The organism is Nitratidesulfovibrio vulgaris str. Hildenborough (assembly GCF_000195755.1).
Taxonomy (GTDB): domain Bacteria; phylum Desulfobacterota; class Desulfovibrionia; order Desulfovibrionales; family Desulfovibrionaceae; genus Nitratidesulfovibrio; species Nitratidesulfovibrio vulgaris.
Window position 1 is genome coordinate 1,614,294 of the sequence record NC_002937.3, and the last position, 18,879, is coordinate 1,633,172.

The window sequence follows — 18,879 nt, forward strand, 5'->3', positions numbered from 1 at the left end:
GGCAACGTCACGCAGCGTGTGGCCTCTCGAAGAGCCCGTCATGGATGCGTGAGAACAGTTCGCGTTGCGCAGTCGCCGGGGCGCGCATGTGCCGCACGGCAGCAGAGGTGTTGTTCGGTGGACGCACCCGGAAAGAGGTCATCACGTTCGGATGACCTCTTTCCGGGTGTGAGCAGTGTATGCCTATGAGGTGGACACGATGGTCTGCACCATCAGGTGTACCTGTTCTTCATGTCCTGCCGCGTTAACGGTGGCGGCAAAGACATTGTAGGTCATTCCGTCGATGGTCTGCGTGCCCTCGGCCGTCCACGTTCCGGCGTCGGCAAGGTGGACGGCGTCGGCTTCGGTACCGCTGATGATCAGTTCGCCGCCCATGTGCAGCACGTCGTTGGCCGAGAGATACACCTCCTGCTTTCCGGCGGCTGTCAGGTCGATGTTCTCCACGCCAGTCACGATGCCTGCCGCGAAGGCGGTGAAGTCGATGATCGTGCCATCACCCTCGACGAGGATGGTATCAACCCCTTCACCTCCATGCAGTCCGGCGAAGTCGTCACCCGTAATGCGTCCGTCGCCCGTGGTGTCGTGCACGTGCAGGGTGTCGTTGCCGGTGCCCCCGTCAAGCACGTCATGGCCGTTGCCTCCCCGCAGGATGTCGTCTCCAGCGTTGCCGTAGAGGTGGTCGTCGCCATCTGTGCCGGTGATGGTATCATCCTGTGCCGAACCGGAAACGACGACTCCAGTCCCATGCTCGCCCGAGGATCCGTCGAAGACGACCCCCTGCACCACGTGCACGTCGAGGTGGGCCGTATCGTGGTCTGCGGTGTTGCCGAGGTCGACTGTCTTGAAGGTGAATCTGTCGCCGTCTTCAAGGCCGCTGAAGCTCAGGGTTCCGTCATTGCCGACCACCCAGCCCGAACCTGCGTGCCCGATACCGGAGGCCGATGTTGTGTCGGCATTGAAGCCAATCCCCTGTGCGTGTGGTGATGGGTCGACGGCCCCGGCAAGGAGCGCATCATGATGGATAGCCCCGCTTGCCGAAGTGTCGCCTCCATCGCCTGCGAGGGCGAAGAGGCTGACATCGGCGGCCGTGATGTGGGCCGTCGTGTCGACGATTTCGACGAGGCCGCTGACGGTCACCACGCCGGAGACGGACAGGTTGGCCTTGTTCGACGTGAGGTTGGCATTCTCCACGAACGTGACGGTGATGCGGTCGGAGATGCTGCTTCCCGCGTTGCTGGTGACGGTGAATATGGTCTTGCCCGCCGCATTCTGGCTGATGGAGACCACTGCCCCGTCGACACGCACGGAACGCACATCGGCGAAGGATACACCGTTCAGCGTGTAGGTTGTCGTCGCCTTGCCGTCGGGGACGGCGTTGCCGGTGGTCTGGTACGTGATGGAACCGTAAGTCTCTTCAGCGAACGTCGAAGAGACCGAGACGCCTCCCCGCTGGGTCGCCTCCCCGCCTGACACGGTCACAAGGCCGACCTCCAGCGGGGCATGGGGGCCCACGATGCCGTCGTCGGCAGTGCGAAACACCACCTTCGCGTCGGATGTCCCGGCGGGGATGGTGAGCGTAAGCCTGCCGTCCTGGCCGATGTCCACCCCTGTCGTATGGGCGACGAATTCTCCGCCGGGGGTCTTGATCATCAGCACGGCATGTGAACCGGGCACGAGGACAGACGGGTCGAGCACCTTGAGCGTCACATCGAAGTCGGCCACGGCGGTCTTCGTCATGCCGAGATGCACGGCCGCCTCGCCGCCTTCGGGGGCGGTGGCGTAGTCTCCCTTGGTATCAAGGTAGACAGCAGGGCCGTCGTTGGTGTTGTTCACCGTGACCGTGTGCGTACCCGTGACGGACTGGACTTCCCCCCCCTGCACGCCGGAGACGGAGACGGTGAAACGTTCGGCCCCCTCCGACTCGTAGTCGTTTCGGGTGACGATGCTGAAGGCCCCGCCGCCAGCACTGCCCTTGGGAACGGTCACGTCGAACTGCCAGCCCACGACCCGCCCGCTGGCGTCGGTGATGCGGGTGACGCCGTCGGTGCCCGCCACTCCGTTGCCGATACGCACTCCCTCAAGGTCGGCCTCGGTGAGACCCGGGCCGAAGTCGACCCTCACCGTGGCGGTGGTGTCCTCTTCGACGGCCTTGTTGAGCGTGAACCTGAAATCCGCCGCCTGACCGTTCTCGTTGATGGTCGTGGACGAGGCAGGCGTCAGTGACATCGTCGGGCCGTTATCGTGCTCGTGTATGGTCACGACCTCGCTGGTGCCGCTTCCGATGAACCCTGCCGGATAGCCGTTGTACGGGTCGTTCGCCACCGGAGTCGCCTTGACGGTGAAGGTACGGTCGCCGTCGCTGACGAAGTCGTCGGGCAACGAGACCCTGATGTCGCTGAACGTTCCGCCTTGCGGGATGGTCACTGTCGTCGTGAAGGGGACATAGTCCTTTCCCTGCACGCCGGTGCCGGTGAACGTGAGCTGGAAGGTCACCGGGCCGTCGTCGAGGGAGAGGGGCTGCCCGATGGCATCGTGCAGGCTCACACGGACGGTGAGATGCTCCGCCTGGCCTTCGGTAGCATCGGTGACGGGGGTGCCTGACTGGTCGAGCACCGTCACCGCGACCTGCGGTCTGTCGTCGTCGGTGATGGTGGTCTGCGCCGAGGTTCCGCTTCCGTCGGCGGCGACGGTGACATTGCCCCCCAGCCCGGTCAGCAACGTCGTGAAACTCTCGTCGCCTTCTACACCCCTGTCGTCTATGCCTGTCGGAAGTGAGCCGAGGACATGGAGGCTTCCGGCCGGCACGTTGTCCAGAGGGGCTCCGCTGCCGTCGCAGACGACGGGCTTTACACCACCGCTGCCATCGGGGACGAGCCTGATGGTGAATCTGCCGTCGGTGACGTTGGAGATGTGTTCCAGCAGGGTGCCGTCGAGCGTGACCGAGACCTCGCCGGAAGAGAAGTCGCTGCCCTTGGTCGCACTGCCGCCGAAGGTCTTCAGGCTGAATGTCAGCCCCTGTCCATCGGGAGTGTAGCCGTCGGGGAGTTTGCCCGTCACGGTGTATTCGACCTGTCCGCCGTCTTCGGCGATGGCATCGGAAGCCGTGAAGGCCAGCACGACGGGGCCGTGGCCGCTGCCACCGCCACCTATGCCGTGCACGTCGACGAATCTGAACGCGTCGTCGTGCCCCGTTTCACCTCCGGTGCTTTCCGTTACGCGGATATGGTAGTGCCCCGTCCGGGGCGTCTGCAAGGACAGCGTGCCGGAGGTCTCACCCGCACGGATGACCAGGGTGTGGTCTTCCGTGCTGCCGTCGCTCAGCACCAGTTGCAGCTTTACCGTGACGTCTTCGTTGACCGGCACGCCGCCACGCAGCCCCACGACGACATCGGATGTGGAACCGGCGGCCTGTGAGGTCTGCAATGTCGTTATCTCCACCGTGGGGCCGCGCATGTCGTCTGCGATGACGTCTCCCGTGCTCACGGGGTGTGCAGGGTCGTAGACGGCTTCGCTGCCGTGCATGTCGACGATGGTGATGTTCACGGCGTCGGTCGCGGCATCCTGCCCTGAACCGTCTCCTGCCGTGTCGTGGTCATGGAGGATGTCGATGGAGAAGTGGGCCGAAGCCTCTCCTCCACGCACGACGACATAGTAGTTGGCCCCGTCCGGGCGGTGCGCGTAACCGGGCAGTGCGGATGCCTCATCGGCGGAGTGGATGCCGTTGCCGAGGCGAAAATCCTTGCCGAGCGCGGCGGTATCGAGTTTGAGCCAGACGATGACGTCTTCGGCGGCGACCTGCGTGAGCGCGATGGTGTACCCTACGGTGTTGGCGGGGGCGTCCGGCGTCCCGTGGGTTCCATCAGGATTGAACGAGACCCCCGTATCGGGTGCCACGGGTTCACGCAGGACGGTGTCGGCCCCGAAATGGGCGAGCTTGGGCCCGTCGAGATGTGCGGTATGACCGGGGGCCGTGTCGTCGACGATGGTAACCTGTGCCGTGTCGCGTCCTGCAAGCCCCATAGCCTCGTGGCCTGTCACCCCGGTGAGGCGCACGGTGAAGGTCTCGTCCGTTTCGGAATTGCGGTCATCGGCGAGGTTGACCGAGACTTTGGCCTCCCAGCGCCAGTGTCCGTCCTGCCCCTGCACCCGTATCCATTCGCCGGGGGTGACCCAGCGCGACGTGGCTGCGAAGTAGTCGGCATCCACATGGGCCGTGCCGTCGGATGAGGCGAGATAGACCCCTATGTTCTGTATGGGGGGCTCATTGCCCTCGTAGACGTTGCCGTCCCGGTCGTAGAGCACGAGAGTTATCCTGGCGGCGCCGTCGCTTTCCTGCGCGGAGGTGGGCGATTCGAGGCCGATGCGGAATCCGTCGGACTCTGAACTGTTGCCTTCATCGATGATGGAGGTGGACACGTTGCGGTTGCCCGAGATGGCCACATCGAACGAAGACGGCGTCCCTTCGGCGGGGCGCAGGTTGCCGAGTTGCAGCGAGTAGCGTTCGCCACTGTCGCCCAGCCGGTCGTCGATGGCAGCGACGTGGATGGGCAGGGGGGCGTCCAGAGGGCAACCATCGGAGACGGTGAAGGTGAGTCTGCCATCGGCACTCACGTCTGTGACCTTCAGCTTCCCTCCGTAGATGTCATCGAGGGCCTCGTTGAGCGCGCTCTTGAGGGCGGCCTTGCCTGCATCGGTGGTCAGGTCGAGATGCATGGGGCGCCAGCCGCCGTTGCCGTCGGGGACGGCCCACGTGACATCGCCTGTCTTCGCCATCGTGTCGTTGTCGGTGGTGTCCCCGTCGAAGAACACTCCCGATGCGCCGACGCTGCTCCCCACCTGCCGGACTCCGGTGATGGTGACGTCGAAACTGAACGCGCCGGATGTGGTCATGCCAGCCACGGGTGCCCCGTTGGCGTTGTTCCACTGCACGAGATAGGTGGCGATGTCGTGGCTGCCGTCGTTGCTGACGTTCCAGCCGTCACTGCCGCCTGCATTGCCAGCCTGGTTGACCCGTTGGCCGTGGGCTGCGTCCTCGTACACCTGCGTGTCGCCGGTGAGTGAAAGATGGAGTGCGGGCGCTGGCTTGAGGGCGATGTCGAGTCGTCCTGTGGCGGTGTCTCCGTCACCGTCCTTCACGGTGTAGTCGACCCTGACCGTGAACGTGCCGTCGATGTCCTGCCCCGGTGCGCGGGTGAAGACATAGCTGCCGTCGGCGTTCAGGGTGAACGTCCCGGCAGGGACGCCGGTTCCCGGATTCATGACGACGATGGAGTCGCCCGGTACCAGTCCTGAATGGGTTATGCCCCCGGCGGTGACGGAGAACCCGACCACGCCGCCCCCTTCGGCATAGCCATCGCTTCCGGCGCTGTCGTTGGCGAGCACGTTACCATCCACGCCTGTGGTGCGGGCCTCGTCGAAGACGACGCTGTCGGGCGCTGTCGTTGGCCCGTCGTCGTGCAGGGTGAGCAATACCGATGAGGAGGCGGTATCGCCTTCGTCGTCGGTCACGGTGAACCGGAAGGGCAGGTTGAGAGCCTCATCGGCTGAAGAACCGTCGGGGTGTGCGAGGGCTTCGAACTGGATGAACGATACGGTCGCACTGCCGCTACCGGCGAGGTCGTCCGCCACGAGGGTGGCGATGAACGCTACACGCGTCGTTCCGGCATCGTCCACATAGGTTCCCTGCAATACACTGTGACCATCGGCAGACGTCACGACGCCGACGGTGACGGGATGCCCCCCACGGGATGTCGAGAGTGTCGCACCGCCAAGAGGCTGGCTTGCGTCCCATGCGATGCCGGCGAGAGGCGATGCGACGGGGGTTGCGTCGTTCACTCCGTCGGAGTGCAGGTCGAAACGCACCTGCCCCGTCGTGGCTGACAGGGCATCGTCGGCAGAGAGGCCGAACCCGGTCATGATGCCAAGGACAGTGGCGGAGAGGCCCGCAGCAGCGACATCACCGGTCTGGAGGCCGGGCGTCTCGTCAACTTCGAGGTGCGCGGCGTGTCCCGGAACGTCTGCCGAGGTTTCGATAACCGGCCTGTCTTCAGTGCGGGAGACCGTGATGGTGGTGGTCGTCTCTGCACGGTTGTTGCCCGTGGTCAACTCGCCGTCAGTGGCGGAAGACTCTTCGGCGATGGCTGCCACGGTGATGGTCGTGCCCGAGGCCCCGTCGGGGCGGGGTGTGCCGTCGCCGTGGCGCGTGTCAGACCAGTCGCGGGTGGCGAAGGTGAGGTCGGCCTCCACTGCCCACGAATCGCCGGAGTTGACTCCGCCGGCATGTGCCGTGGTATCGCCCGTGACCTCGATGCAGAGCGTGTATGTGGTGTTCTCTCCCAGTGCATGGGCGGGCGTGGCGATGGGCAGATGTGTCGCAGGGTCGACGATGATCCAGCCTTGCGGCAGGGTGCCTCCGAGAACCCAGTCGGTCGGGATGTCGCGGACTTCGATGAAGTGGCGCTCCGACCCGTCGAGGTCGGTGAACGTCCCGGACACGTGGATGGCGACGGGCGTCTCCTCTGTCGCTACGGGGGTGGGGGTCTCTGCTTCGAGTACGGGCCTGTCGGCAACGGCGTCCACGACCAGTTGCACGGTGGTGGAGAGCGTGTCCGTGAGACCGGAATCGGGGTCGGTGATGACGGCGTTCGCCGTGAGGGTCATGTCCCGTGAACTGTCTTCGGGCGGGCGGATGAAGATGCCTTCGGCAAGCTGCCCCGGGGTCAGGGTGACGGACTGGTCGGGTGCGGTGATGACGATGAGCGCACCGCCGAATGACGGGTCGCCGATGCTGAGGCTGGTGCCCACATCGAACCCGGACAGCGTCAGGCTGACCAGTTCTTCGTTGTCTGCGGGCGTGAAGGCGACATCAAGCTGTATGGGCGTCGTGGTCGCATCGCCGAGGTGTTGCCCCGGCTGGTTGTCCTCGAAACCGCCCAGAGTGCCGGATATCGTGCCATCCGGCAGAGTCGTATTGATGGTGATGGAGAGTGCGCCCCCGGCAGGGTCGATCACGCCTTCGTCCTCGATGCGTGGTTCTGTCGTCCTGTCCCAGTATGTGGTCGTCAGGGGGTCGAGTCTGTCGACAGAGTCGACGAGTCGTCCGGCATCGTCGTCGTACTCGCCCACGCCGCCACCGGCACCGCTGCCACCGCCGGCACCCGGCCCCGCAGCGGGGAGCAATTCTGCGTCTATGGCTGCCAGAAAGTCGTATCCCGGGAAGGAGGTGCCGTCAGGAAGAATGAAGTCGGGCAGTTCTGCTCCGTCAGTCACCGTATAGAATCCGTCTAGAACGAGTCTTGCCCCATCAGGGAAGTTGAATACGAGCGCATCGCCCTCTCGCTCAATGGTCGCGGCATCAGTCGGAAAATCAAGCAGGATGCGTGCAGCCCCGGCGACACTGTGATGTTGCTCGACAGTCCTTGCGGGCACAGACAGTGTGATGGTGTTTCCATTATCCGCAGCGGCCTGATGCAGGGGGGATTGAGGGCGGATGTTGCTCATGGGTTTTCCGTTATTTTGTTTTGTGTGAGCTTCTCTGTGTCAGTGTCAAAGCGCATTTCCGGAACTGTGCAGGGTATCACCATGGTGTTCTGCAAGAGGATTGAAATATGCATGGTGAGAGCCTTGTTTCAACACTGCGATATAAATGCAGCTGACAATTGTGGCAATGCAATTGGTGGATGGCGTAGTGAAATACGGCATGGGAGTATGAAGAGCCCCCATACAGTCGAGTAGGGAGCTTTAGAAAAAGCCGTGTAAAATCATGGAAAAAATCTGGGGAGGGGGCTTGGCTCCCTGAATCTGAAGGTAGGGAGCGTAACCTGTGCCGAGTACAGGAAAGGGAGGGTGAATACCCTAAGCCGGGGGAGTGTGCAAGCCGTTGACGATGGGGGCCTCAGCGGCAGCCTCCGTCCTGTTGCATGCCACGTACCAGCCAGTCGATGGAACGGCCTGTGCGAAGGCCTGTATCGATGATCCAGTCGGGGGGGACCCGGTCGTTTTTGCGGGCGTTGGAAATGGACGCGGCAGAGACATTGAGGAAGCGGGCCAGTTCCCTGTCTGTTTTCGCTCTTGCAGCTTCTTTCAGGCGTTCGATGACCATCGAGGCTTGGCGCAGTTCCATCTCGCCGCCGATGTCGCGGGCAACGACATACATCCGTGGTTCGCCATAGATGGTGTCGTTGAATACGAGTCTTGCGAGCACGGTCGTATATGAACCCGTCAGATTGCGAATCCGGCATTCGATGTGCTGTTCGCGATGTTCACGCAAGGCGGCATGGAGCGCCTGCCGCACCTTGGGCAGGTCGTCGACGTCGAGCAGGTCGAGAACGGGGCGCATGTCGAGGGTGTACGCCTCGAAGGGTTCGCGCTTGCCGAAAATGGATGGCGAGAGGGTCTGCAATGATCGACGCAGGATGCGTCCCTGGTCGTCGGTGACCACCACCACGTCGGACTCCGTCGCGCGTAGTTGCTCCATGAATACGTTCTCCTGCCGCACCTTGCCGGAGATGTCCTGTGCGATGCCAAGCAACCCGATGACCTCTTGCCGGGCATCATCGAAGATGGGGCGGCGTACCGTGCGGAACCATACTGCGGGGTCGAGCAGGTGGGGTACGGCAGGGTGCAGCAACTCCTGTTTCTCTTCGAACACTCGCAACGCCGCCTCCACCAGATAGCGAGCCTGTTCTGCAGGCAGAAAGTCATGCTCGGTGCGCCCAATGACGTCGTTGCGGTTACGGTTGTAGGCTTCGAGGTAGCTGTCGTTGACGGCGACGATGCGCAGGTCGCGTCCGCACACCCACGCCACGCCTGGCAGGGCATCGACGATGCGTGCGAAGTCGTTGGCAAGCTTGGACGAGAACACGAAGGGGCGTTGCTGGAAATAACCGCTGTAGGCGACCATCGACCCCGAAGCGTCCCGGATGGATTCGGCACTGTACCAGAGGATGAGCGGTGAACCGTCCTTGCGGCGCAACGTCACCTCGCCGTTCTCCACTTCCTTCTTCTCGAGCAATTGGCTGACGACGCGCCGCCGTGCGGTATCCGTGTAATAGAACTGTCGCGCCGGTCTGCCGATGAGTTCGTCGGGGGCATAGCCGCAGATGGCGCTCAGCATGGGGCTGACAGCGCTGATGTTGCCATTGGGCAGGATGGTGAAGCCCATCTCCCGCCCCCCCTCGGTGGTGCGCAATCTGCCCCACGCCAGCAGAAGCCGTCCTTCCGCAGCGGGAATGGTCAGGGTCTTCCAGTCCACCTGCCTGATGCCGGCACCGTCGGGTAGCGCCATGCGCAGCCGTGTTTCATGCACGGGGGCGGCAGTGTCGCGCTCCGAGGTCCTCATGTTGTCGAGCAATTGCCGCGCCACGCCTTCAGGCTGTGCGCTCGTGTATCCCTCATCGAACAGGCTGCGAAGAGGCCCGTTCGCGTGCAGCACGTTGCCGTGCCCGTCGAGAAGCAATCCAAGGTCAGGCGAGGCATCGAGGCGCGGCCTGTAGAAGTCGACGAGTTCGTTCAGGGTCATGGTTCATCCGCATTGAACAGCAGGGCTTGGCATTCATCAGATATGAATGAAAAATGAAAAGACATTCATTGACGTTTTATTTCTGACTGCTACAGTCCTCTCGCCCTGTCAACCCTGACAGGAAAAATCACGTTCTTACAGGAAGATGTCATGCGGAAAGTTCTTCTCGTGTTGTGTCTGGCCTTGTGTCCGTTGCAGGCATGGGCTGCCGGCTACGGCGTCTATGAGTGGAGTGCACGTGGCAACGCGCTTGGCGGTGCCATGGTCGCCCGGGACGCCGACCCCTCGTCTGTCGCCTACAACCCTGCCGCCATCACCGACCTTGAGGGTGCGCAGATCCAGATGGGGGCCACAGCCATCGCCCCTACGGCGAAGATGACCTCCAATACGCCCGGCAAGCGTGATGCCGAGTTCTCCGACTCCATCTGGGGGCTGCCCACCTTCTACTACACGCAGCAGCTTTCGGATAACTACTGGTTCGGTTTCGGCATGTTCTCGCGTGTTGGCCTCGGCACCGACTACAAGGACACCGATACATGGCCGGGGCGCTATAACTGTTCATACGCCGCCATCCATTCGGTGTCGCTCAACCCCAACCTTGCCATGAAACTCACTGATGAGCTTTCCGTGGCATTCGGCCTTGATGCGACCTACCTGCGATTCATGTACGACACCACTATTTCTCCTGTCGATGTCATGCAGCAGATAGACGCCGACGGTTGGGCCTACGGCCTCAACCTCGGTGCCCGCTACAAGCCCTACGACTGGCTGGCTTTCGGTGTGGCGTGGCGTAGCGAGATGCAACTCACGGTCAACGGCAACGTCGACTTCACGCAAAAGGGCGCTGTTCCCGCTCCTGCCGCTCGCGACGTACGCGGTACGGAACCCATACCCGAAAGCATCACCTTTGGTGTGATGGTGAAGCCTTTCGACAAGCTGAGCCTTGAAGTCGACGCCGTGTGGACGCGCTGGAGTGCCTACAACACACTCGTCATCAATTATGATCCCGCCCTGTACGGCAAATCGAGTGTTTCGGCGGAGAAGAACTGGAAGAACACATGGCGTTTGCAGTTCGGTGCCGAATATGCCCTCACCGACAGCATCGACCTGCGCGCAGGCTACGTGTACGACCAGACCCCTGTCGATGACGCGCATGAGGATTACGCCGTGCCCTGTTCCGACAGGCAGATTGCCACCACCGGTATCGGCTGGAAGATCAACGAAGCATGGGTGCTCGACGCCTCCTACAGCTATCTCTGGATGACCGACCGAGAGTACGAGGCCCGTTCCGGTGGCATCTACGACTCCACCCGCGAGGATGCGCATGCGCACATGGCGGGGTTGAGCCTTACCTACAAGTTCTAGCCCCGAGAGTGTGAAGGCGCGCGCGAAGTATTCTCCCGCGCCACTCTCGCCACGAGGGGAAGGCTTATGTCAGAAAAGAGCCGGGACATCGTTCCCGGCTCTTTTCGCGTGAGAGTGGGGGACTTGTGGGCTTGTAAATCTCCGCCTGTCCGTGCAGAGACAAAGAGGAGAAAGGCAGCCGGAATGGCTGTCGTGTTCGCCGCGTGCGGTGCGCTTTGGTCTCTGGCGCATGACGTGTGGCGGTTGGTGGGGCTTCATCTCCGGAGCGGGTGTTCACGTCCTTACGACAGGAGTTCGACTTGGACCTCATGTTCAGGCTTTACGAGGGGCTCGAAAGGCTCGGCCCCGGAAGCGCTGCGTCCACCGCCCGTGCCCTTGCGCTGGCGGGCGCGTTGCCAGCAGGTGCCCGGATTCTGGATATCGGTTGCGGAACGGGCGCGCAGACGCTCGACCTGCTGCGCCAGTGCGACTGCCACGTCACCGCAGTGGACATGCATCAGCCGTTTCTGGATTCTCTTATGGCGAGGGCGGAAGGGGCAGGGCTGGCGTCGCGGGTGCGCACGCTTTGTGCCGACATGAACGCGCTGGAACTTCCCGACGGCGCATATGACGTGCTGTGGTCGGAGGGTGCCATCTACCACATGGGGTTCGATGTCGGGCTTACGCAGTGGCGCCGCCTGTTGCGGCCGGAAGGTGTTCTTGTCGTTTCCGAGATGTCGTGGTTTGTGGACAGCCCCCCACAAGACGCGCTGGACTTCTGGCGGGAGGGATACCCGCAGATGCGGCACGAGAATGCCAATGCCGAAGCCATGGAACGACACGGGTATGAACTTCTCGGTTCATTCCGGCTGCCGGTGGCGGACTGGTGGGACGTGTACTACGCTGACCTGACCGTAAGGCTTGAGGCGTTCGAGACACTGTATGGCTCAACAGAGGAGGGGCGTGCCATCATCGATGAACAGCGGCGGGAGTTCGACGTCATGCGCCGAGGTGGCGATAGTTGCGGATATGTCTTCTATGTCGCCCGAAAGCATGGTCAAGGCGTCTGCTAGTCGGTGCTCAAGCCACATCTGGGAGACGATGCTCGTATGCGCATCGGCATCTCTCTCCCCTTCCGTGGGGCGGTTTCAGGTTCATAACAGTGAAGGCAGGTCTTCAAGCGTCACATCAGCTTTTTCAAGATGCAAGGCTGACGACGGCCCGGTCATCGCCAGACCATGCAAGTGGCTGAAGCGAAAGGACATGAGGTCTTCGAGCCGTGTTCGTGTCAGGGTACAGGCAACGACCCGCAGGCAGCCCGCGTGGGTGATGCACACTGCTGGGCGTGGCCCTTGGGCCATGTGACGCACTGCCGTCATGACACGTCGCTGGACATCGGCGAAGGTCTCGCCGCCCGGAATCTTGAAGTGGGCCATATCGCGCCCGCGTCGGTTGTATTGCTCAGGTTCCCGCTGGCGTATGGAATCGAAGGTGCGCCCATCCCACTGCCCCATGTCGATTTCGTCCATGTCGTCGATGAGGTGGACGGTGCATTCGTCGAGGAGGGGGCCTAGCGTGTCGCGGGCGCGGCTGGCCGGGCTTGCATAGAGGGCGGCGGGTCGACATTGTCGCATGACTTTGCACAGGGCGGCAGCCTGCCGCAGGCCTTCGGGCGACAGGGGTAACGGGGTACGCCCGATGGCACGCCCTTCTCCGCCTGTGGTGGCGGCGTGGCGCAGCAGGATGACGGCGCGGCTGGCATTCTTTTCCGGGGTGTCAGTCGTCTCGAAGGCTGGAACGCCCACAGTCATGCTCCTTGATAGGGCTAGTGTCTTCCGGTGGCTGGGGGCCGGAGGTTCAGACCCTTGTCAGAACGTTCCCCGTCGGACTTTCCGTTGCAGCAGGGGAAAAAGCTCCGTAGCCGTCTCCGATTCGAAGAGGTCGCGCACCATGAGCACCCGTGCCTTGCGGGCTGCGATGTCACAAGCCACATCGGGCCTGTGGGCCCACTCCCGAAGCCGTTCGTCGAAGCGTTCCTCTACAGGAATGAGAGATACCCCCCGCACGTATTTGTCTGCCAGCATGACCAGCGCAGCCTCGTCAATCTCCGGTCCCGCCTGTGGTGCGATGTCGCGGTGCGCCGCGATGATGCTTCCGACTTCGGGAAAACCATGGCGCGTCAGCAGTGCACCTCCGGCGGCTTCATGGCGCTGTGTGCCCTTGCAGATGTCGTGCAGCGTGGCGGCAGCGTGGATGAGTGGCCTGTCGAGGCGTTGAGGCGAGGCGGTGGCGGCGGGGGCTTGCTGTGCGGCATCCCGCGCTGTTCCCGGCATGTGGTCCGGCATGTGCCCCGGCTGGCACGTGGGCATGGGGCCCGTTGTCACGTCAGGGGGGGGGCATGCCACATGGGCTGTGGCGGTGTGCGGCAGGGTGGTGTTGCCTTCGGCATGCACCGCATGAGTCGTCGTGGACGCTGGTACGGAACGTGGTTCGGCGTGTGCCCCGGAAGTCGAGATGCCGTGCGGGGCGGACTGTCTAGCGAACGGGCTGATGAAGCCGCGTCGTGTGGCTTCGAGGTGTGCCGCCATGGCCAGTGCGGCGCGGGCCACCATGCGGCAGTGCGCCCGGACTCTCGCAGGGGTGCCAGCCATCTCCAGCAACGCCTCTCGTTCCCGCGGAGTGGGAATGTGGCGCAGGGGATGGCGGGCAACCAGTTGCGCGTGGTCAGCCGGGGTGTCCATGTCGGTCACGATGCCTTCATCCGCAACGGCTACGTCGTGGGTGGTTCCGCCCTGACGCTCAAGGGCCAGAAGCACTCCGCGAAGCCCTCCATCACCGGAAGAGGCCAGCACGGCGCGCATGGTGTCTGCGTCGAGAAGCGGGGGGTGCCCACGTTCACCGCACAGCGTAGGGTACGTGACGGCGGCCCTGTGCCTGCGGAAAGCCTCGACCACGAGGGCACAGGTGGCCGTGCGCACGAATGGGATGTCGGCCGGCAGCACCAGTACGCCGTCCACCCGTCCGACGATATGAGCAATACCGGTTCGTACGGACGAGAACATGCCGTCCTGCGGGGTGGTGTTCTCTGCCGTCTCCAGTGAGAGGCGAAGTGCCTCTGCCGTGACGGCATCGCCATGGTGCCCGGTCACGACAACCAAAGGGCCGTTGATGGCCGGTAGAAGGGTCTTTGCCACATGGGCTAGAACGGTCGATGCGCCTAGCGGAAGAAGGGGTTTGCAGGCCCCCATGCGCTTGCCCTCACCCGCGGCGAGCACGATTGCACCTATCCGTAACATGTAACCTTCTTCAGTAAAGATGGCGGGTTGCTGCATCTGCCGGTGGTCGTCGTGCCGATGTCCTGCTGCCACGACTGCCGCTGTCTGGTCATGGCTGTCTCCGGCGGGCCATAAGGTGCGTGACGCGGTATGACGCCTTACGCCGACGCGCGGTGCATCACAAGCTCCGCCATGATGCTGATGCCAATCTCCTCAGGGGTTTGTGCCTGTATGTCAAGGCCGATGGGGCAATGACAGCGGGCGAGGGTGGCATCATCCAACCCTTGCTCTTGCAGTTCGGCATACAGTGCGTCCCGCTTGCGACGGCTGCCAATCATGCCGATGTAGCGTGCCGGAGTCTTGAGGGCCTGTTCGAGGATTTCACCGTCGTGCAGGTGTCCGCGTGTCATGATGACAAGATAGGTGTCGGGGGTGACATGCAGCCCGTCGAAGGCTTCGGCGAACGAGGGGGGGATGCGAAGGTGGGCGTCGGGGAAACGTTCGGGGGTCGCGAAGTCGGGACGGTCGTCGATGACGGTGACGGAGAATCCCACGGCATGGCCGAAGTGCGCCGTGGGCACCGCCACATGCCCTGCGCCGAAGATGACAAGGCGTGGCGGTGGCACCAACATGACGTCAAGGCGGCAGCCGGACTCGGAGAGGGCAAGCCCCGTAGACGCACCGGACAGGCGTTGCCCATCGCTGTCCTCACCGGTTGTATGGACGGCGGCGCGCATGGGGCGAAAGGTCTGGCGCGTGGTCGCCCTGCCTGAAATGTCTGCCTTGTCCAGCGCGTTCGCCCCATCCTGTCCGGATGGGGAGTCCCATACGTACTCCACACCGAATGACGCGGACAAGCCATCAGCAACGCGGTCACATGCGTGCAGGAGAATGTCTGCCAGCCCCTTGCCATGCCCTGCGCTGCATCCTGTCTGTTCTCCGGTGTGGCATCCGTTCACGTTGTCGTGGCAAGCCCCGGCATGTTCGATGATCACCGTGAGATGACCTCCGCAGACCATGGCTGCTTCGGCTGCCGTGGTGTTGTCGAGGGCGAAGGCGCAGAACAGGGCGCTACCGGGTGGTCTCTGCAGGAGGTCTCTTCCGGCTTCGATGCAACGGGCTTCGACCAGACCACCGCCGATGGTGCCGAGGATGGAACCGTCGGGGCGAATCACCATCTGCGCGCCATCGCCACGGGGGGTGGAACCGCTGTGGTTGGCGATGGTCGCCATGGCGATGCTCTCGCCTGCTGAGAGGATGTCGCGAAGGGATTCAAGGAACGTGCTCATGGGGTTGCCTCTTGCTGTCAGGAAGAAGCCTGACAACGGGTTGCGATACGTCGTTTTGCAAAAAGCGTTTCGGGTGGAAGATGGTCGCGCGCTGCCACGCGAAGTTCGAGCGTGCCAAGGCGCATGGCGCGGGCTATGGGGCTGGCGGTCGAGAGAAGGCGTGTCAGTATGGCGACCGACTCTTCCCGGGCGGTCATGGTCGGGCCGAGGCGGGGGATGTCACCACGAAGCAGCACGTCAACGGCAAGCACTGCGGGGGCGTCTTCGTGCAGGCAGGCCCGGTATTCGACCACATCGGGCAGGCCAAGCAGGCATTCGTCAAGGTCTATGAGTCGTAGGGGCGTACCATCCGGCAACAGGCGTTCGTCGGCCAGTCGGCCGGGTACGAGGTCTATGCGGCGCTGAGGGCTTCCACATGGGCATGTGCCCGGCAGGATGCGCCCACGGTCTCCCGTGCGGTAGCGTATGAGGGGCATGGCACGCCTGTCGAGCGTGGTCACGACCAGTTCCCCCCATGTGCCATCCGGGAGCGGAACCCCGCTTACGGGGTCGGTGACCTCGACCAGCAGATCGTTTTCGCGTAGGTGCATTCCCGCTTCGCCGCAAGAGAGGGCCCCCCCCATGCCGGTTTCGGTCATGCCCCAGTGGTGGCGTACTTCGCAGCCGAGGGTCTCGGCAAGGAGCGCACGGAGTGCGCGTGGTGCCGCGTCCCAGCACAGGAGTACGGTCGAGATGGCTCCCGATGGGAACCCTGCCCGGTGCCATGCGAGGGCGAACTCCCTGACATGCAACGGTGAGCCTACCACCGCCCGCACACCCTCGCGGTGTGCCATGTCTGCGATGCTGTCCCATCCATGTTCCGGTGATGCGGAGAGGGGGCGCACACCGACGCGACCTGCCGCCTCGCCCAGAAGACGTCCCACGCTGGCAGGGCGTTCGGCAGGCAGAAGTGCCAGTAGCGCCTCTCCGCGCTGCATGAACGAGAGCAGCCCGTGCGAGAAGAACGTGATGGTGTTCTCGATATCTTCTGCGGTGCAGAAGACGCGCTTGGGCGGCCCCGTACTGCCGGAGGTGTCGAAGGTCACCGCCCGCGCCACGTCATCCTGTGAGACGCAGAGCAGCTTGAGAGGCGCTTCGCGAAGAATGTCTGCCTCCATGAAGGGCAGACGGGCGAGGTCGTGACGGCTGTACAGCGAGGATGCAGCGATGCCCGCCAGCCTTTCAGCATGATAGGGCGAGTGCCGGGCATGTTCGAGGGTAGCCCGCAATCGCTCCATCTGCCAGCGTTCCAGTGCCGCCGCATCGGGAGGGCTGTCGCACTTCATGCGTTCGGCAAGAAGGGCGTCGAGGGGTGCGAAACGGCTCATGTGCGCCCCCTGTACAGCGGGGTTCCATCAGCTGCGGTGCAGTTCCATGCGCAGAACGGTATGAGCGCGCCGTCCGTTGTCACGGCATGGATGCAGCACCCTTGCAGCCGTTCAAGGTCGAGGTTCCATGCATCCTGAAAGGCCATGGCCGAAATGGCGAACAGGTGCGTCGCCGCGCGTGCGAGAAAGCGGTCGAGGTCGTCACCAGCATGGTCGGGCCGTGGCTGGCCCGCAATTGCCGGAGACACGACGTCTGACGTGTCAGGCGAGATGTTTCGTGACGTGCCTGATGATACAGCCGTGGACGGCGCTGATGCGGCGTTGCCAGAGGGGGAGGGCGAATGTCCGCAGGGTGCTGCCGGGCACGAAGAGGATACGTCGGCATTCACGGAGGAAATGGGAGCGGTCATGGCGGCTGATGTCGTGCCGTCCGTGCCACATCCGCAGGCATCATGTACGGGGGCACCATGTCCGGGGGCTGCCCATTGCCGCCTGACGAAGGCACGGGCGGCAATGGCACCGTCGAGTGCCGGGTGTGCCGGTGGCGCAGACTCCGCGCGCGGGGCGGATACGCGCATCAGGGTTCCATCTTCACGGACGAGATAGTTGGCATGGAACGAACACAGGGAATGCTCGCAACCGGGGGGAAGAAAGTCGACAACCTGTACCATGCCCGCCGTCTGTTCTTCGAGGCGATGCATCAGTTCAGGCAGGGTGATGCGGGCCGAGGGAGACGGGGCCCCCTGACATGAAGGGTGTCGACCGAAATGGCTCACAGGCTGGAAGTGCACCCCGCGTACAGCAGGGGCCAGCGACATGCCAAGACGGATGATGGCGCCCACGTCGTGGTCGTTGACGCCGGGAACGACCGTGGGAACGAGCACCACCCCCACTCCGGCTTCTCCCAGCGCGTCGATGGCCCTGCGTTTGTCGTCCAGCAGCGGGGCACCCCGCAGTGCCTCGTGGATATCCTGTGATGTTCCGTCGAACTGCAGGAACACCGAATCGAGCCCCGCCCTTGCAAGGTCATGCGCCAGAGAGGGCTGACGGCCCAGCAGAATGCCGTTGGTGTTCAGCTGTACGAACGGAAAGAGACGCCTGGCATGGGATACGATGTCGCAAAGGTCATGGCGCAGGGTGGGTTCACCCCCGGAAAGCTGGATGTTGCACGGGCCTGTCTTCTGCCGCACGGCTTCGAGAAGGGCTACGAGAGTGTGGAGGGGCGGGTCGCCTACATGCGCAGATGGCTGCAAGGTCTGCGTCTCGTCGTCCTGCGCTGCGGCGAAGCAATAGCGGCACCGGAGGTTGCAGCGGGTGGTCACTTCGAAGACGGCGGTGCAGGTGTGCTGATTGTGCTGCGGGCATAGGCCGCAGTCGAAGGGGCAGCCCCTGTCTACTGTCCCAAGGGGCGCAGGGGGCGTCGGGAGTTTGGGCCGAAGCCATGTCGACATGTCCGGCCCGCCGCGCCAGACCGGCGTCTCTGTCCGGCCGTGTTCCGGGCATTCCTTGACCAGCCACACCTCATGGGATCGCTGCTCATATCGGGCGGGTATGCGTGCGAGGCATCGCGGGCAGAGGCTTTGCGTGTGGTGGACGACCCGGTATGGCTTCATCTCTGTGTGCGCCATCATTCCCCCTTCGGTATGGCGGGGTCGAAACCGTGTTCGATGAGGATGGCGTTGATGCGTTGATGTGATTCGGCAAGCAGCACGCCGCAGCGCGAAGGGTCGGGGGTGCGGCAGTCACCCCCCATGATGACGCCGCAGGTGATGCCCCCGTAGGGTGTCGTGGCATCATGGAACCAGTCGCGAAATGCTTCCAGCAGCAGCGGTAGCCTCTCATCGACGGTGTCTCCGGCAAAGCCCTGCGCCGTGTGCAATGCAAGGACACACGCGCCGCCGGAGAGAATGCCGCATGGCCCTGAACAGTCGCCCATGCCGTTGCACAGCCCTGCCATGGCCCTTGTCAGGGGCGGGTCATCAAGTCCCATGCCTTGCAGCGAAAGCAAGACGAGAATCTGGCTGCAGCAGAAGCCTTGCCCTGCCAGTTCCATGATGGCGAGTGTGGAGTCGTTCAGCATGTGT

General features: G+C 63.4%; 10 protein-coding genes. 2 read left to right on the plus strand and 8 right to left on the minus strand.

Annotated features, from left to right (window positions below):
• Positions 1-183: 183 nt before the first annotated feature.
• Both DVU_RS07285 and DVU_RS07290 read right to left on the minus strand, forming a co-directional pair.
• Positions 184-7,500, minus strand: a complete 7,317-nt coding sequence (locus DVU_RS07285; RefSeq protein WP_014524421.1) for a DVU1545 family biofilm structural adhesin — start codon at positions 7,498-7,500, stop codon at positions 184-186.
• Between the two features lie 394 nt (positions 7,501-7,894).
• Positions 7,895-9,520 carry a PAS domain-containing protein gene (locus DVU_RS07290; protein ID WP_010938839.1) on the minus strand — a complete coding sequence of 542 codons (1,626 nt, stop codon included), beginning with the start codon at positions 9,518-9,520 and terminating at the stop codon, positions 7,895-7,897.
• A 150-nt stretch (positions 9,521-9,670) separates the two neighbouring features.
• Here DVU_RS07290 and DVU_RS07295 point away from each other — a divergent pair, with 150 nt between their 5' ends.
• Together DVU_RS07295 and DVU_RS07300 are read left to right on the plus strand one after the other, a co-directional pair.
• Positions 9,671-10,885 (plus strand): OmpP1/FadL family transporter, encoded by a 1,215-nt coding sequence (locus DVU_RS07295; RefSeq protein WP_010938840.1) that lies wholly within the window; start codon positions 9,671-9,673, stop codon positions 10,883-10,885.
• 308 nt (positions 10,886-11,193) lie between these two features.
• Positions 11,194-11,937: a class I SAM-dependent methyltransferase gene (locus DVU_RS07300; protein WP_223294685.1), complete on the plus strand. Its 744-nt coding sequence runs from the start codon at positions 11,194-11,196 to the stop codon at positions 11,935-11,937.
• An 81-nt stretch (positions 11,938-12,018) separates the two neighbouring features.
• Here the strand turns inward: DVU_RS07300 and DVU_RS07305 are convergent, their stop codons facing one another.
• From DVU_RS07305 to DVU_RS07330, 6 genes are all read right to left on the minus strand, one after another.
• The gene (locus tag DVU_RS07305) at positions 12,019-12,675 is read right to left on the minus strand and encodes a histidine phosphatase family protein (RefSeq protein WP_010938842.1); all 657 of its coding nucleotides are present in this window, start codon (positions 12,673-12,675) and stop codon (positions 12,019-12,021) included.
• Positions 12,676-12,732: 57 nt separating this feature from the next.
• Positions 12,733-14,160 carry an NTP transferase domain-containing protein gene (locus DVU_RS07310; RefSeq protein ID WP_014524418.1) on the minus strand — a complete coding sequence of 476 codons (1,428 nt, stop codon included), beginning with the start codon at positions 14,158-14,160 and terminating at the stop codon, positions 12,733-12,735.
• 137 nt (positions 14,161-14,297) lie between these two features.
• The gene (locus DVU_RS07315; protein ID WP_010938844.1) at positions 14,298-15,428 is read right to left on the minus strand and encodes an XdhC family aldehyde oxidoreductase maturation factor; all 1,131 of its coding nucleotides are present in this window, start codon (positions 15,426-15,428) and stop codon (positions 14,298-14,300) included.
• Between the two features lie 17 nt (positions 15,429-15,445).
• Positions 15,446-16,795: a DVU_1553 family AMP-dependent CoA ligase gene (locus DVU_RS07320; RefSeq protein ID WP_010938845.1), complete on the minus strand. Its 1,350-nt coding sequence runs from the start codon at positions 16,793-16,795 to the stop codon at positions 15,446-15,448.
• Positions 16,792-18,426: a radical SAM (seleno)protein TrsS gene (trsS, locus tag DVU_RS07325; protein WP_405083358.1), complete on the minus strand. Its 1,635-nt coding sequence runs from the start codon at positions 18,424-18,426 to the stop codon at positions 16,792-16,794. The genes DVU_RS07320 and trsS overlap by 4 nt, the downstream gene beginning before the upstream one ends.
• Complete coding sequence (locus DVU_RS07330) at positions 18,423-18,875, minus strand: DVU_1555 family C-GCAxxG-C-C protein (protein WP_010938847.1); 453 nt, start codon at positions 18,873-18,875, stop codon at positions 18,423-18,425. Before DVU_RS07330 ends, trsS begins: the two co-directional genes overlap by 4 nt.
• Between the last annotated feature and the right edge of the window lie 4 nt (positions 18,876-18,879).